Genomic DNA, 16072 nt, shown 5'->3' on the forward strand with positions numbered 1-16072 from the left:
CGATGGCGGACTTCGACCGGGTCGGTCCCGGCAGCTACCCCGAGGACGGCTTCGTCTCCGAGCGCATCGTCGCGGCGGGGGCCGACGACCTCGAGCGCGCGGCCGAGGCGGCGCTGCGCCCACGACGGCTCGAGGAGTTCGTCGGGCAGCGGGTCGTGCGCGACCAGCTCTCGCTCGTGCTCCAGGCCGCGCTCGCGCGCGGCAGCGCGCCCGACCACGTGCTCCTCTCCGGCCCTCCGGGGCTCGGCAAGACGACCCTGGCGATGATCATCGCCGCCGAGCTCGGCGCATCCCTGCGCGTGACCTCGGGGCCGGCGATCCAGCACGCGGGCGACCTCGCCGCGGTGCTGTCGTCGCTGGAGGAGGGCGAGGTCCTGTTCATCGACGAGATCCACCGCCTCGCGCGGCCCGCGGAGGAGCTGCTCTACATGGCGATGGAGGACTTCCGCGTCGACGTGGTGGTCGGGAAGGGAGCGGGCGCGAGCGCGATCCCGCTGAGCCTGCCGCCGTTCACGGCCGTGGGCGCGACGACGCGCGCGGGCCTGCTGCCCGCCCCGCTGCGCGACCGGTTCGGCTTCACCGGTCACCTCGACTTCTACTCGGGCGAGGAGCTCGAGCGTGTGCTGACGCGGTCCGCCGGACTGCTCGGCGTCGCGCTCCACCCCGACGCGGCCCACGAGATCGCCGGCCGTTCCCGCGGGACCCCCCGCATCGCCAACCGCCTCCTGCGTCGTGTGCGCGACTGGGCGCAGGTCCGGGGCGACGGCAGCCTCGACCTGCGCGCGGCGCGCGCCGCGCTCGAGGTCTACGAGGTGGACCCCATCGGGCTCGACCGGCTCGACCGCGCGGTGCTCACGGCGCTGTGCACCCGGTTCAACGGCGGCCCGGTCGGCCTGACGACGCTCGCCGTCACGGTCGGTGAGGAGGCCGAGACGGTCGAGACCGTCGCCGAGCCGTACCTCGTCCGCGAGGGACTGATCGGACGGACGCCACGAGGTCGCGTCGCGACGCCCGCGGCGTGGGCGCACCTCGGGCTGACCCCTCCCCGCGACAGCGGGACGCTCTTCGACACCTGACGGCCGACCGGGTTCGCACGGCGTCCCGCTGCCCGCACCGCCCGGAGCGCCCGTGACGGCCGTCACAGGGCGGCCCGTGGAGGGCCTAGACTGGACGGACCTGCGGGGAACTCCACGGTCGAACGGCTCGTTGGGGAACCGTGCGCGCGCGCCTAGACTGCCGCGCAGACCCCCGCCGACGAACAGGACACGTGAGACCCCGTCATGGATATCAGCTTCATCCTCATCCTCGCCCTCGCGGCCGGTGCGATGTTCCTCATGACCAGCCGCACCCGCAAGCAGCAGCGCGAGGCCCAGAACTTCCGCTCCGAGCTCGCTCCGGGCCAGGAGGTCATGACGGGTTCGGGGATGTTCGGCACGATCGTCGACGTCGACGACGAGGCGGACATCATCACCATCGAGTCCACGCCCGGCGCGCAGACGCGTTGGCTGCGCGCGGCGATCGCCAAGCGGGTCGACACGCCCGTCGAGGAGGAGACCGAGGAGCTCGCCGACGGCGAGGAGCCGGCCGCCGCCTACGGCAGTGCGGCTAGCATCTCCTCCGGCTCGTCGAAGGACGACGCCGACGACCTCGTCGTCCCCGACGACCTGTCCGGCCTCACCGACGAGCAGGCGGACAAGGACCGCGACCGTCGCGACGAGGGCACGGACAGCAAGTGACCACCCGCCGGCCGCACGCGCGGCCGGACTGACGCGATGGGCCTCCGGGCCCATCGCACTCGCACGAGAAGAGACGGACAGTTGGCCACCAGCAGCACACGAGCGAGGCCCGTACGGACCCTCGTCTTCCTGGGCGTCCTCGTGGTCGCCCTCTTCGGGAGCCTCTTCGCGGGGACGAAGCTCGACCCGCAGACCGCCGACGACCCGGGCGGCGCGAGCCTCACCCCGGGGCTCGCGCTGGACCTCGAAGGCGGCACGCAGATCATCCTCGAACCGGTCACCACCGACGGTTCCGAGGTGACGCCCGAGGCGATCAACGAGGCGATCAACGTCATCCGCCAGCGCATCGACGCGCAGGGCGTGTCGGAGTCGGAGATCACCCGGCAGGGCTCGGGCAACATCGTCGTCGGCATCCCCGGCGAGCCGAGCCAGGAGACGATCGACCTCGTCAGCCAGTCGGCCCAGATGCGCTTCCGTCCCGTGCTCACGGTCGGCGCGCCGACCGCCACCCCTGCGGAGGAGGCGCCCGCCGACGGCGCGACCGAGGACGGTGCGGCCACGGACGGCGCCGCTCCCGAGGCGACCGAGTCGGCCGACGCCCCCGCCGAGGGGGCGACCGACGGCGCGACCGAGGCACCCGCCGACGAGGCCACGGAAGGTTCCACGCCGGGCACGGACGACACGGAGACCGTGCGCCCGGAGAACCCGAGCGACCTGGCGCAGATCACGCCGGAGATCCAGGAGCAGTTCGACGCGCTCGACTGCACGGTTCCCGAGAACCTCGTCGGCGGTGACAGCGGCCCCACCGACAGCGCGTTCGTCGCGTGCTCCGAGGACGGCCTCGCCAAGTACATCCTCGGCCCGGTCGAGGTCGAGGGCACGGACATCGCGAACGCGAGCTCCGGGCTGCGCGTCGGCCAGACCGGCGCGGTGACGAACGAGTGGGTCGTCAACCTCGAGTTCGACGGCGCGGGCACCACCCAGTTCCGCGAGGTGACGACACGGCTGACCTCGCTGCCCGCACCGCAGAACCAGTTCGCGATGGTCCTCGACGGCCTCGTGATCTCGGCGCCCGTCTCGCAGGTCCCCATCCCGGACGGCAAGGCGGAGATCTCCGGGAGCTTCACGCGCGACAGCGCCGCGACCCTCGCGAACCAGCTGAACTTCGGCTCGCTGCCCCTGACCTTCGAGGTCCAGAGCCAGCAGCAGATCTCCGCGACGCTCGGTTCCGAGCAGCTCCAGAAGGGCCTGCTCGCGGGCGCGATCGGCATGCTGCTCGTGGTGATCTACTCGCTCTTCCAGTACCGCGTGCTCGGTCTGGTCACGGTCGCGTCGCTCACCGTCGCTGGCCTTCTCGCCTACGGGATCATCACGCTCCTGTCGTGGACGATCGGCTACCGCCTCTCGCTCGCGGGCGTGGCGGGCCTCATCGTCGCGATCGGTATCACCGCCGACTCGTTCATCGTCTACTTCGAGCGCATCCGCGACGAGCTGCGCGACGGCCGCACGCTCAACTCCGCCGTCGAGAAGGGCTGGGAGCGCGCACGGCGCACGATCCTCGCCTCCGACGCGGTGAACTTCGTGGCCGCGATCGTGCTGTACTTCCTCGCCGTGGGCGGCGTGCGAGGCTTCGCCTTCACCCTCGGTCTGACGACCCTCATCGACATCGTCGTGGTCTTCCTCTTCACCCACCCGCTGATGCAGCTCCTCGCGCGGACGAAGTTCTTCGCGACCGGGCACCCGTGGTCCGGGCTCGACCCGCGCCGCCTCGGGGCGCGCAGCGTCCGGTACGCCGGCCGTGGCCGGGTCGTCACCACGCCCGGGTCGAGCAGCGCCGTCGAGGACGCGCCGTCGTCCGAGGAGGAGGACGTCGCCCCGGCGCGCACCCGCACCGAGGTGCCCGCTCGCGAGACCGTCGCGGCCGGCGTCGGCGGCGGTGACGGGCCGCGCCTGACGATCGCGGAGCGGCGTGCCGCGCAGCGACGCGCCGCCGCTGCGGGAACGACCGAGGACCAGCCCGTCCGACACCGACGCGTCGGTCGGCGAGAACGAGGAGAAGCACTGATGGCCAGCGGATTCGCCCAGTGGGGCAACGACCTCTACACCGGTCGCCGGTCCTACGCCATCGTCGCGCGGCGCAAGCGGTACTTCGTCGCGGCGATCGTCGCGGTCGTGCTCTCGCTCGCGGTCATCGGCGTCCGGATGGCCGGTGGCGGCCTCAACCTCGGCATCGAGTTCCGCGGAGGCTCCGAGTTCACGGTGTCCCAGGCAGCGGACACCTCGCAGCAGCCCGCGATCGAGGCCGTGCAGTCCGTGGCGCCCGACGAGGTCCCCCGGATCTCGACGGTCGGCGCGAACAGCGTGCGCGTCCAGACGGCGCAGCTGAGCAACGAGGAGGTCGAGGACGTCCGGGCGGCGCTCGCCGACGCCTACGAGGTCGAGGTCGGGGACGTCACCAGCGCGTTCATCGGCCCCACGTGGGGGCAGGACGTCTCGCAGAAGGCCCTCCTCGGCCTCCTGGTCTTCCTCCTGCTCGTGAGCCTGGTCATGACGATCTACTTCCGGAACTGGCGCATGGCGCTCGCCGCGGTGATCGCCCTCTTCCACGACCTGATCCTCACGGTCGGCATCTACGCGCTCATCGGCTGGGAGATCACGCCGGCGACGGTCATCGGTCTGCTGACGATCCTCGCGTACTCGATCTACGACACGGTCGTGGTCTTCGACAAGGTGCGCGAGAACACCACGGGCATCCTCAACCAGACCCGCAGCACGTACGCCGAGCGCGCGAACCTCGCGATCAACCAGACGATGGTCCGGTCGATCAACACGTCGGTCGTCGCGCTCCTGCCGGTCGCCGCGATCCTCTTCATCGGGGCGTTCCTCCTCGGGGCCGGCACGCTGCGCGACATCGCGCTCGCGCTGTTCGTCGGCATGGCGGTCGGGGCGTACTCGTCGATCTTCCTCGCGACGCCCCTCGAGGTCGCGTTCCGCGAGCGCGAGACGGCGATCGCCGAGCACACGCGCAAGGTCCTGGACCTGCGCGCGGACCGGGCCGCGGAGCTGGGCGACGAGGGCGCGCAGGACGCGGTGCTCGCCGCGGCCGGTGTCGACGGCACCCGTCAGCTCCAGCCCGGAGCGCACCAGGGGAACAGGGCCCAGCCGCGCAAGCGCCGCACGGCCCGATGACCGCCGAGAACACCTCGGCCGCCGGGGTCGACGGCCTGCGGGCCGTCGGCCTCGGCGGGCTCGGGGCCGAGCGGTCGGCACGGGTGCTCGACCTGGTGCGGTCTGTCCCGGACTATCCGGAGCCAGGGATCACGTTCCGCGACATCACGGGCCTTCTCGCCGACGGGGCCGCGTTCGGCCACGTGATCGAGGCGCTCGGGCACGTGGTCGACGCCGTCGACGGGGGGATCGACCTCGTCGCCGGCCTGGAGGCGCGCGGATTCCTCCTCGGCGCTCCGCTCGCGACGCACCTCGGGGTCGGCTTCCTGCCGCTGCGGAAGGCCGGCAAGCTCCCGCCGCCGACCGACGCCGTGACGTACGACCTCGAGTACGGCACCGCGACGATCGAGCTGCGCGCGGGAACACTGCGACCCGGTGCACGCGTTCTGGTGGTGGACGACGTGCTCGCCACGGGCGGTACGGCCGCCGCAGGAGCCGAGCTGGTCGAGCGGGCCGGAGGCGTCGTCGTCGGCCTGGCGTTCCTCATGGAGCTCGACGGTCTGGGTGGGCGCGACCGCCTCGCGGGACGCGGGGTGACCACGCTCCTGCACGTGGAGTCGTAGGATTGCCACTCCGGTCGGTGCGGCAGGTCGTCGCACGCACGTCGGCGCACGTCGGCCGCACACGGAGGGAGGCGCACATGAGCGAGGACACCCGGACGTCGTCCGCGCCCGCCGGCCAGCCTCCTGCAGCCCAGGGTGGTGGTGCCAGCGGGGGGCGCGGTGTGCGGTCTCGTCTCGTGCGGTTCGGGACCAGGACCGGCGGGGGCAGCCCGGCGCTCGAGCCGCTGCTCCAGGCGGTCCGCACGAACCACCCGAAGTCTGACCTCTCCGTCATCGAGCGTGCCTACGGGACCGCCGAGCGGGCCCACCGGGGCCAGCTGCGCAAGAGCGGCGACCCGTACATCACGCACCCGGTCGCCGTCGCGACGATCCTCGCCGACCTCGGTTTCGACGGCTCGACGCTCGCCGCGGCGCTCCTGCACGACACCGTCGAGGACACCGAGTACTCCCTCGACCAGCTCCGGGGCGAGTACGGCGACGAGATCGCGATGCTCGTCGACGGCGTGACGAAGCTCGACAAGGTGACCTACGGCGACGCCGCGCAGGCGGAGACCGTGCGCAAGATGGTCGTGGCCATGGCGCGCGACATCCGCGTGCTCGTCATCAAGCTCGCCGACCGGCTGCACAACGCGCGCACGTGGAAGTACGTCTCGTCGTCGTCCGCGGAGCGCAAGGCGCGCGAGACGCTCGAGATCTACGCGCCCCTCGCGCACCGGCTCGGCATGAACACCATCAAGTGGGAGCTCGAGGACCTGTCGTTCCAGGCCCTGTACCCCAAGGTGTACGACGAGATCGTCCACCTCGTCGCCGAGCGTGCGCCCGCGCGCGAGGAGTACCTCGCCGTCGTGCGCGAGCAGGTCACGGCCGACCTGCGCAGCGCCAAGATCCGCGCGACCGTCACCGGCCGGCCGAAGCACTACTACTCGATCTACCAGAAGATGATCGTGCGCGGCCACGACTTCGCGGAGATCTACGACCTCGTCGGTGCGCGCGTCCTCGTGGACAGCGTCCGGGACTGCTACGCGGCGCTCGGCGCGCTGCACGCGCGGTGGAACCCCGTGCCGGGGCGGTTCAAGGACTACATCGCGATGCCGAAGTTCAACATGTACCAGTCGCTGCACACGACCGTCATCGGTCCGGGCGGCAAGCCCGTCGAGATCCAGATCCGCACGCACGAGATGCACCGGCGCGCGGAGTACGGCGTCGCCGCGCACTGGAAGTACAAGGAGACCGCCAAGACGGCGGGGCGGACCGACAAGAGCGACTCCGCGGCCAGCGACATGCGGTGGCTGCGCCAGCTCGTCGACTGGCAGCGCGAGACGGCCGACCCGGCGGAGTTCCTCGACTCCTTGCGGTTCGAGATCGGCGGTGCCGAGGTCTACGTCTTCACGCCGAAGGGCGACGTCCTGGCGCTGCCGGCGGGCTCGACGCCGGTCGACTTCGCGTACGCGGTCCACACCGAGGTCGGGCACCGCACGATGGGTGCTCGGGTCAACGGACGCCTCGTCCCGCTCGACTCGACCCTGGAGAACGGCGACGCGGTCGACGTCCTGACGTCCAAGTCGGAGAACGCCGGCCCCAGCCGCGACTGGCTCGCCTTCGTCAAGAGCCCGCGGGCCCGCAACAAGATCCGCCAGTGGTTCTCGAAGGAGCGCCGCGAGGAGGCCGTCGAGCACGGCAAGGACGCGCTCGCCAAGGCGATGCGCAAGCAGAACCTCCCGATCCAGCGCCTGCTGTCCCACGAGACGCTCGTCGCGCTCGCGAACGAGATGCGTTTCGCCGACGTCACGGCGCTGTACGCCGCGATCGGAGAGGCCCAGGTCTCCGCGGCCAACGTCGTGTCGAAGCTCGTCCAGTCGATGGGCGGGGACGAGGGGACGGTCGAGGACGTCGCCGAGACGGCTCGTCCCGGCCAGACGGCGCGGCGCGTCCGCACGGGCGACCCCGGCGTCATGGTCAAGGGTGTCGACGACATCTGGGTCAAGCTCGCCAAGTGCTGCACGCCGGTGCCCGGCGACGAGATCATCGGGTTCATCACTCGCGGGCAGGGCGTGAGCGTGCACCGCGCGGACTGCGCGAACGTCGTGGGGCTGCGCAACCAGCCCGAGCGCATCGTCGACGTCTCGTGGACGACAGGCAGCAACGCGATGTTCCTCGTCCAGATCCAGGTGGAGGCGCTCGACCGTGCACGCCTGCTGTCGGACGTGACCCGCGTCCTGTCGGACCATCACGTGAACATCCTCTCGGCGACCGTCTCGACGTCGAACGACCGCGTCGCGATGTCGCGTTTCGTGTTCGAGATGGCCGAGCCGGCGCACCTCGCGCAGGTGCTCAGCGCGGTGCGCAAGGTCGACGGCGTCTTCGACGTCTACCGCATGACGGGATCGCGCGCCGAGCCGGCGCCGCCGCTGCCCGCCTGACGTCACGTCCGGTGGGGCGCGGCACGGCGCGCCCGTCGGGCGCGGCCCGTGGGCCGGTGGCAGCATCGGGCGCATGGACCTGCCCGTGATGCCGCCCGTCCTGCCGATGCTCGCCAAGTCGGTGCCCGACGTGCCCGAGCCGGAGTCCGTCCCCGGGGGATACGTCTACGAGCCGAAGTGGGACGGCTTCCGCGCGATCGTGTACCGCGACGGGGACGAGGTGCGGCTCGACAGCCGCAACGCCCGGCCCATGGAGCGGTACTTCCCGGAGGTCGTGGACGCGGTGCGGGCTGCGCTGCCGGAGCGCTGCGTCGTCGACGGCGAGATCGTCCTGGCCCAGGGCGGTCGGCTCGAGTTCGAGGTGCTCCAGCAGCGCATCCACCCCGCAGACTCGCGCGTGCGCCTCCTCGCCGAGCAGACGCCCGCCAGCCTGGTCGTGTTCGACGTCCTCGCGCTGGGCGACGAGGACCTTACCGGCGCACCGCTCGCTCGTCGCCAGGAGGCGCTCGACACGCTCGCGCTCGACGGGCCGCAGGTGCACGCCACCCCCCGCACGCGCGACGTCGCCGTCGCCCGCGAGTGGTTCGACACGTTCGAGGGCGCGGGCCTGGACGGGATCGTGGCGAAGCCTCTCGACGGCACCTACCAGCCGAACAAACGCGCGATGCTCAAGGTCAAGCACGGTCGTGAGGCCGACGTCGTGCTCGCCGGCTACCGGCTCCACAAGACCTCGACGCCCGCCGAGCCGCTGCTCGGCTCGCTCCTGCTCGGCCTGTACGACGACGCGGGGCAGCTGCAGTTCGTGGGCGTCGCGGCGTCCTTCCCGACGGCGCGCCGTGCGGCTCTCGTGGCCGAGCTCGCGCCGCTCGTCGTGGAGCCGGGCACCCCCGACGCGGACGCGCACCCGTGGTCCGGCTGGGAGAACCCGGCGGGGGAACGCATGCCGGGCGCGGTGTCGCGGTGGAGCTCGGGCAAGGACCTGTCGTTCACGCCCCTGCGTCCCGAGCGGGTGCTCGAGGTCGCGTACGACCACATGGAGGGCACGCGCTTCCGCCACACCGCGCAGTTCCGGCGGTGGCGGGACGACCGCGAGTCGTCGTCGTGCACCTACGACCAGCTCGAGGAGCCCGTGCACTACGACCTGACGGGCATCCTCCCGGGAGCGCCGGGGGTCGCCTGACCTGGTGGCCGCCGAGAGGTCGCCCGAGCCCTCACGCGCCGGGCCGGTCGCGATCCTTGCTCGGCTGCACCCGCTTCGGCTCTCCCGGCATCTTGGGGTACTCCGGGGGATAGGGGAGGTCGCCCAGTCCGTGCTCGGCCTCGTCGCGGCGGGAGAGCTCGAGCGCCGCCTCCAGTGATGCCCCGGGGTCGTCGCGGTCGGCCCGGAGCGGCGCGAAGAGGTCGCCGACCTCCGCGAACCGCGCGGGCATGCTCCGCACGTCGAAGTCGTCGGGGTGGACGTCGCCGAGCTCGTCCCACCGGACCGGGGCGGAGACGGTCGCGCGATGGTTCGACCGGATGGAGTACGCCGAGGCGATGGTGCGGTCGCGAGCCATCTGGTTGTAGTCGACGAAGATCTTGGCGCCGCGCTCCTCCTTCCACCACTTCGTCGTCACCTGGTCGGGGAGCCGCCGCTCCAGCTCGCGCCCGATCGCGATCGTCGCCCGGCGCGCGGCGACGAAGTCCCACTCGGGGGCGACCTGCACGAACACGTGGATGCCGCGACCGCCCGACGTCTTCGGGTAGCCCGTCAGGCCGAGCTCGTCGAGCACCTCGCGCAGGTGGGGTGCGACACGCACGGCGTCGTCGAAGTCGGTCCCCGGCTGCGGGTCGAGGTCGATCCTGAGCTGGTCGACCGCCTCGACGTCCTCGCCGCGCACCGGCCACGGGTGGAACGTCAACGTGCCGAGGTTCGCGGCCCACGCCACGACGGCGAGCTCGGTAGGGCACACCTCGTCGGCCGTGCGCCCGCTCGGGAACGCGATGCGGGCCGTCTGCACGTAGTCGGGTGCGCCCTTGGGCACGCGCTTCTGGTAGAAGGCGTCGCCGCTGTTGTCCGTGCGCGTGCTCATCCGAGCGCCCTCGAACACGCCCTTCGGCCACCGTTCGAGCGTGGTCGGCCGGTCGAGCAGCGCCCCGAGGATGCCGTCGCCGACGGCGAGGAAGTACTCCACGACGTCGAGCTTGGTGATGTCCCGGCGGGGGAACACGACCCGGTCAGGGCTCGTCACGCGCACCGTGCGTCCTCGGACGTCGAGCTCCACCGGTGGCGTCGTCGCTGCGGCCATGGCGCCCAACCTAGCCCGGCGGGGCGTCCTCGGCGAGCAGGAGGTCGAGGACCTCGCGCGCCCTCTCGCGCCCGGGCCAGCGGAACCTCAGCTCGAGGGAGCGCAGGGCGCCGGCGACGTCGAGCGCGCGGGTCGACCGCAGCAGCCGCAGGATCTCGAGCGCGGTGGCACGGTCGCAGCGGGTCGCGACGTCGAGCGCCGTGCGTCGGGGGGCGGTCACCAGGACGCCGGCCACGAGCTCGGTCTCCGAGCGCAGCACCGTGGCCTGCCGGGGGACGCGGCCCGGCAGCGGTGCCGGTCGGTGGCTGCCCGGCGGGTAGAGGACGTCGAGCCGGTCGGGGCGTCGACCGCCGCACAGCACCCACGCGGCACCGGCACCCGCGAGGACGGTCCTCGTCGGCACGAGGTCACGGACGGCCAGCGCTCGCAGGGTCGGGGTGTGCGGGACGCGCGCCGGTGCCGCGACGCCGTCCCACACCTCGACGAGCGCTCCCCGTCGCACGAGGTCGCCGTACGCCACCCGGCCGCCCACCTCGGACGGCCGCACGAGCAGCCCGACGTCGACGGCGCGCGGCGCGAGCAGGCGAGCGAGAGGAGGATACGTCGCGTCGGCCGTCCGGGTGGGTTCGTCGACCTGATGGTCGGGGACGGGGTGACGGTGCGCGACGGTGCTCATCCGTACACCGTGCCCGACGGCGAGGAGAGACGAAAGGGGCCGGCACCCGCCTGTGGACGAGTGCCGGCCCGCGATCGTGCCCGAGGTCGGTTCAGCCGCGCGAGTCCTCGGCCGCCCGGACGACCTGCTCGAGCCAGGCGCGGCGTGCGGTGAGCGCGGTCTCGAGGTCGGCGACCGCGCGCTTGTCGCCGCGCTCCTGCGCCGCGGCGAGGTCGGCCTCCAGGCCCTCGATCGCGGACTCGAGCTGCGCGGCGGCGCCCTCCGCACGAGCCCTCGTCTCTGGGTTCGTGCGCGTCCACTGCGCCTGCTCCGCGTCGCGGACCGCGTTCTCGACGGCGCGCAGGCGCCCTTCGACGCGCTGGAGGTCACCGCGCGGCACGCGACCGGCCTGCTCCCACCGTTCCTGGATGTCGCGCAGCGCCGTCTTCGCGGCGGCGAGGTCCCGCACGGGGACGAGAGCCTCGGCCTCGGTGAGGATGGCCTCCTTCACCTCGAGGTTCGCCGCGTACTCGGCGTCGGTGGCGGAGCTGGCCGCGTCACGCGCCTGGAAGAACGTGTCCTGCGCCGACCGGAAGCGTGCCCACAGCGCGTCGTCGTCCCGCCTGCTGGCGCGCCCGGCGGCCTTCCAGCGGGCCATGAGGTCGCGGTATGCACCCGCCGTCGGGCCCCAGTCGGTGCTCGTCGCGAGCGCCTCGGCCTCTTCGACCAGCTTCTCCTTCTCCGCCTTGGCGGAGGTGTTGCGCTGCTCGAGCTCGGCGAAGTAGTGGCGACGCTCGCGGTCGAACGCGGTGCGCGCGTGGCTGAACCGCTTCCACAGCGCCTCCTCGCTCGCCCGGTCGATGCGGGGGCCGGAGCGCTGCGCCTCCTTCCAGCGGTCGAGCAGGCCGCGGAGCTCCTCGCCCGCCGGACGCCACTGCATGCGGCTCGGATCGGTCGCCGCGATCTTCTCGGCCGCCTCGATGATCTCCGTCCGGGCCGCGAGGGCGGCCGACTTCGCGGCGGCACGCTCGGCCTCGAGCTGCTTGCGGCGCTCGCTCGCGATCGACCGCAGGGCGTCGACCCGGGCGCGCAGCGCGTCGAGGTCGCCGACGGCCGACGGCTCCGCCGTCTCCTCGGAGAGCCGCGCGAGCGTCTGGTCGATCTCCTTCACGGACAGGTCCGTGCCGGTGAGGCGCGCCTCGAAGAGCGCGACCTTCGCCTGGAGGTCGAGGTAGCGGCGGACGTAGAGGGTGAGCGCCTCGTCCGTGTCGACGCCGGGGAACTGCCCGACGACGCGCTCGCCGGCCTGCTCGCGCACGTGCACGGTGCCGTCGTCGTCCACGCGTCCGAACTCGCGGGCGGCCTTCGCGGCGGGGGAGTCGTCGGCGAGGGCCGGCACGGCCGGCACGGCCGGGACGGTCGGCGTTGCGGGGACGTCGGCTGCCGAGGGCGCGGCCGCGGCGACGCCCGACGGAGCGGGCCGGCGCGGCGGGTGCGGGACGGCGGACGGCTTGGGGCGCGGCGCCGGGCGGGGCGCCGGTCGTCCAGCGGGGCTCGGCTCGACGGGGGTCGGGTCAGCGTCCGCAGCGGCGGTCTGGTCCTGGTCGGTCTCGGCCGCCTCGGCCGTGGCCGCAGGCGCTTCCGGCTGCTCCGCGACCTCCGCGGGGGCGTCGGCCTGCTCGGCAACGTCCTCGGCCTGCTCGGCGGGGGAGTCGGCTTGCTCGGCAACGTCCCCGGCCTGCTGGTCTGCCGGGGCCCCGGACTCCTCGGCGGCGTCGTCTGCCGCGGGCTCCGGCTGCTCTGCGGCCGCGGAGGAGGGCTCGGGCGACTCCGTGCTCGCCGGTGCGTCCGCGGGAGCCTCGGACGGGGTGACCTCGGTCGCCTCGGTCGGGGTCGTCTCCGCCTGCGTCGCCTCCGTCTCGGTCGCCTCGACCCGTCCGGTCGCGTCCGCCTCTGCGGGCTCCGTCACCGGCGTGCTCGCCTCGTTGTTCGCGGGATCGCTCACTGGGTCTCAACTCCTTCGATGGTGACCGGGGTCGCGGGGGAGCCGTCGCCGGCCCCGTCCGCGGTCCCCGCGTCAGCGACTGCCTGGACGACGTCCAGACCGGATGTGATGGTGCCGAACACGGTGTACCCACCCGCGGCGTCGGCCGGGATGGTCGAGTCCTCGTAGACGAGGAAGAACTGGGAGCCCATCGACTCGCCGTCCCCGCCCTGTCGGGCCATGGCGACTGTGCCCGCGGGGTACACGTCGTCGGTCGGCGCGTTCTCGATCGGGCCGAACTTGTACCCCGGGTCGCCGGTCCCGGTGCCGGTCGGGTCTCCGCACTGCAGGACGAAGATCCCCGAGGTGGTCAGCCGGTGGCACGACGTGTCGTCGAAGTACCCCGAGTCGGCGAGCGCGACGAAGCTCGCCACGGCCTGCGGTGCCTCGGCGCCGTCGAGCGTGAGGGTGATGTCGCCGACGCTGGTCGCGAGGGTCGACGTCCACTCCCGTCCTTCGGCCGCCGTCGCCGGGGGCAGCGTGTGCTCTCCGGTGCTGCCCGACGACGCGTCGTCGGGCTGCGCCGCGGGGTCCGTCCCGGAACCCTGCGCGGCGGACAGCGCCCACCAGACGACGACCCCGATGACGACCAGGGCGAGGGCGACGCCGACGATCGACCACCGGCGCTGGCGTCGTGCCCGCAGCTGCGCCTGACGCCGCTCCCACTTCTCCTGGCGGCGGCGCGCCTGCTCGCGCTCCCTGCTCTTCGTCGACACCCCAGCTCCTTCGTCGTCCGCCGTGACGGCGCGCGCGGTCGACCACAGTGCACCCGCGGTCGGTACGGGACAGTCTAGGCATCGTGCGCGCCGGAGCCCCGTGGTTTCCCGCGCCCCAGGTCACGGTCCGGTATCGACCTGCCGCCCCGGGTCCGGACCGCGGCACGTCGGGAAGCTAACCTCGGGCCGTGGACGGACGGACGGGACACGAGAGCACGACGGCGGACGACGGCAGGCCCGACGGCGAAGCCCCCCGTGGACGGGTCGACGTCGCCGTGGTCGTCGCGCCGGTCTTCGGCACGAACTGCGCGATCGTCAGTTCCCCCGGCGGGGACTGCGTCGTCGTCGACGCGGGTGCGGGCGTCGCGGACGCGGTGACGGCAGCGGTCGAGCGCCGCGGTCTCGTCCCGCGCGCGGTCCTCGCGACCCACGGCCACGTCGACCACACCTGGGACGCCGCCCGGTTGTGCGAGCGCTTCGGCGTGCCCCTCGTGCTCCACGCGGCGGACGCGTACCGGCTGGCGGACCCGTTCGGCACGCTCGAGCGACGACCTGGGGCCTCCGGGCCGGGCGGGACCGGGGCGGCGGTGGTCTCGGGGCCGCTCGGCGAGGCGCTGCGCGCCGCCGGGGCGCGGCCGGGCGACTACCGGGCGCCGGCCGACGTGCAGACGTTCGAGGCCGATGCCGGCGAGGCGCGCGCGCTGCACCTGGGCGAGCTCCACCTGAGCGCCGTGGGCGCGCCCGGGCACACCGAGGGCTCGACGCTCTACCTGCTCGGCGGGCCGGGGTCGGGTCTCGTGCTCAGCGGCGACGTCCTGTTCGCGGGGTCGGTCGGCCGCACCGACCTGCCCGGGGGTGACGGGGCGACGATGGCGCGCACGCTCCGGGACGTCGTCGGGCGCCTGGACCCGCGCTGGGACGTGCTCCCGGGCCACGGCCCCGCGACGACCGTCGCCCGAGAGCTCGCGACCAACCCGTTCCTCGCCCAGGGCTGACGTCTGGAAGGATCAGGTCCCATGGCCAGGCCCACACCCCTCTCCGGATTCCCCGAATGGCTGCCCGACGGACGGATCGTCGAGCAGCACGTCCTCGACGCGCTGCGCCGCACGTTCGAGCTGCACGGCTTCGCGGGGATCGAGACGCGCGCGGTGGAGCCGCTCGACCAGCTGCTGCGCAAGGGCGAGACGTCCAAGGAGGTGTACGTCCTGCGCCGGCTCCAGGAGGAGCCGGGGGAGGGCGACGAGGCCCGCACGGGCCGGCCCGAGAAGCAGCTCGGCCTCCACTTCGACCTCACCGTCCCGTTCGCCCGCTACGTGCTCGAGAACGCGGGGCACCTGGCGTTCCCGTTCAAGCGGTACCAGATCCAGAAGGTCTGGCGGGGGGAGCGTCCCCAGGACGGGCGGTTCCGCGAGTTCACGCAGGCGGACATCGACGTCGTCGGTGCCGGCGAGCTGCCCTACCACTTCGAGGTCGAGCTCCCGCTCGTCATGGCCGAGGCGCTCGGCGCGCTGCGCGAGATCGGCGTCCCCGAGGTCCGCGTGCTCGTCAACAACCGGCGCGTCGCCGAGGGCTTCTACCGCGGCCTCGGTCTCGACGCCGTCGACGACGTGCTGCGTCAGATCGACAAGCTCGACAAGATCGGCCCGGAGAAGGTCGCCGGCCTCCTCGTCGCGGAGGCCGGCGCGACGCCCGAGCAGGCGGACGCGTGCCTGGCGCTCGCCGCGATCAGCGGCACGGACACGACCGTGGTCGACCGCGTGCGGGCGCTCGCGGCCGAGCGCGGCGTGACGAGCGAGCTCATGGAGACGGGGCTGGCCGAGCTCGCCGCGATCATCGAGGCGGCGAGCGTGCGCGCTCCCGGGGTCGTCGTCGCGGACCTCAAGATCGCGCGCGGCCTGGACTACTACACGGGCTCCGTGTACGAGACCGTGCTCGTGGGGCACGAGCAGCTCGGCTCGATCTGCTCCGGCGGCCGCTACGACACCCTCGCGTCCGACGGTGCGACGACGTACCCGGGCGTCGGGCTGTCGATCGGCGTCTCGCGCCTCGTGTCGCGCCTGCTGTCGGCGGGCCTCGTGCGCGCGACGCGCTCGGTGCCCAGCGCCGTCGTCGTGGCCGTGACGAGCGAGGAGTCGCGGCCGGCGTCGGACGCAGTGGCTACCGCGCTGCGCGCGCGCGGTATCCCCGTCGAGGTCGCGCCGAGCGCCGCGAAGTTCGGCAAGCAGATCCGCTACGCCGACCGCCGTGGCATCCCGTTCGTGTGGTTCCCCGCCGCCGGGCAGCTCGACGACGCGGGCGACCCGCGTCCCGACCAGGTCAAGGACATCCGGTCGGGCGAGCAGGTCGACGCGGACGCCGCGTCGTGGGCCCCGCCGGCCGAGGACCTCTGGCCCCGCGTCGTGCCCGCGGCCTGACAGCGCAG

12 protein-coding genes are annotated in these 16072 nt (G+C 73.3%); 8 read left to right on the plus strand and 4 right to left on the minus strand.

The features are described 5' to 3' along the window. Positions 1 to 2 precede the first annotated feature (2 nt). From ruvB to V5D56_RS13540, 6 genes are all read left to right on the plus strand, one after another. The gene (gene ruvB, locus V5D56_RS13515; RefSeq protein WP_435735818.1) at positions 3 to 1076 is read left to right on the plus strand and encodes a Holliday junction branch migration DNA helicase RuvB; all 1074 of its coding nucleotides are present in this window, start codon (positions 3 to 5) and stop codon (positions 1074 to 1076) included. Positions 1077 to 1280: 204 nt separating this feature from the next. Then, entirely contained in the window at positions 1281 to 1736 is a 456-nt protein-coding gene (gene yajC, locus V5D56_RS13520; RefSeq protein WP_435735819.1) for a preprotein translocase subunit YajC, read from the plus strand. Positions 1737 to 1817: 81 nt separating this feature from the next. Further along, on the plus strand, positions 1818 to 4925 hold the full coding sequence (gene secD, locus V5D56_RS13525; protein WP_435735820.1) for a protein translocase subunit SecD: 3108 nt from the start codon (positions 1818 to 1820) through the stop codon (positions 4923 to 4925). Further along, a complete protein-coding gene (locus V5D56_RS13530; RefSeq protein WP_435735821.1) occupies positions 4922 to 5527 on the plus strand; it encodes an adenine phosphoribosyltransferase in 606 nt (201 codons plus the stop codon). Before secD ends, V5D56_RS13530 begins: the two co-directional genes overlap by 4 nt. 77 nt (positions 5528 to 5604) lie before the next feature. Continuing rightward, positions 5605 to 7947 carry a RelA/SpoT family protein gene (locus V5D56_RS13535; protein ID WP_435735822.1) on the plus strand — a complete coding sequence of 781 codons (2343 nt, stop codon included), beginning with the start codon at positions 5605 to 5607 and terminating at the stop codon, positions 7945 to 7947. A 73-nt stretch (positions 7948 to 8020) separates the two neighbouring features. Further along, positions 8021 to 9127 carry an ATP-dependent DNA ligase gene (locus V5D56_RS13540; RefSeq protein WP_435735823.1) on the plus strand — a complete coding sequence of 369 codons (1107 nt, stop codon included), beginning with the start codon at positions 8021 to 8023 and terminating at the stop codon, positions 9125 to 9127. A gap of 31 nt (positions 9128 to 9158) precedes the next feature. Here V5D56_RS13540 and ligD read toward each other — a convergent pair whose 3' ends face one another. The 4 genes from ligD to V5D56_RS13560 all read right to left on the minus strand — a co-directional run bounded on the left by ligD (position 9159) and on the right by V5D56_RS13560 (position 13650). Then, positions 9159 to 10235, minus strand: coding sequence for a non-homologous end-joining DNA ligase (ligD, locus tag V5D56_RS13545; RefSeq protein WP_435735824.1), 1077 nt, complete (start codon positions 10233 to 10235; stop codon positions 9159 to 9161). A gap of 10 nt (positions 10236 to 10245) precedes the next feature. Further along, complete coding sequence (locus V5D56_RS13550; protein ID WP_435735825.1) at positions 10246 to 10911, minus strand: hypothetical protein; 666 nt, start codon at positions 10909 to 10911, stop codon at positions 10246 to 10248. Positions 10912 to 11002: 91 nt separating this feature from the next. Then, on the minus strand, positions 11003 to 12895 hold the full coding sequence (locus V5D56_RS13555; RefSeq protein WP_435735826.1) for a DUF349 domain-containing protein: 1893 nt from the start codon (positions 12893 to 12895) through the stop codon (positions 11003 to 11005). Beyond that, positions 12892 to 13650, minus strand: a complete 759-nt coding sequence (locus V5D56_RS13560) for a peptidylprolyl isomerase (protein ID WP_435735827.1) — start codon at positions 13648 to 13650, stop codon at positions 12892 to 12894. The genes V5D56_RS13555 and V5D56_RS13560 overlap by 4 nt, the downstream gene beginning before the upstream one ends. A gap of 188 nt (positions 13651 to 13838) precedes the next feature. On the opposite strand from V5D56_RS13560, the gene V5D56_RS13565 reads away from it, so the two are divergent. Beyond that, a complete protein-coding gene (locus V5D56_RS13565; RefSeq protein ID WP_435735828.1) occupies positions 13839 to 14645 on the plus strand; it encodes an MBL fold metallo-hydrolase in 807 nt (268 codons plus the stop codon). Between the two features lie 21 nt (positions 14646 to 14666). Beyond that, positions 14667 to 16064 (plus strand): histidine--tRNA ligase, encoded by a 1398-nt coding sequence (gene hisS, locus V5D56_RS13570; RefSeq protein ID WP_435735829.1) that lies wholly within the window; start codon positions 14667 to 14669, stop codon positions 16062 to 16064. Positions 16065 to 16072: the final 8 nt, after the last annotated feature.

Source organism: Cellulosimicrobium sp. PMB13 (assembly GCF_051294865.1).
In the GTDB taxonomy this organism is placed as follows: Bacteria; Actinomycetota; Actinomycetes; order Actinomycetales; family Cellulomonadaceae; genus Cellulosimicrobium.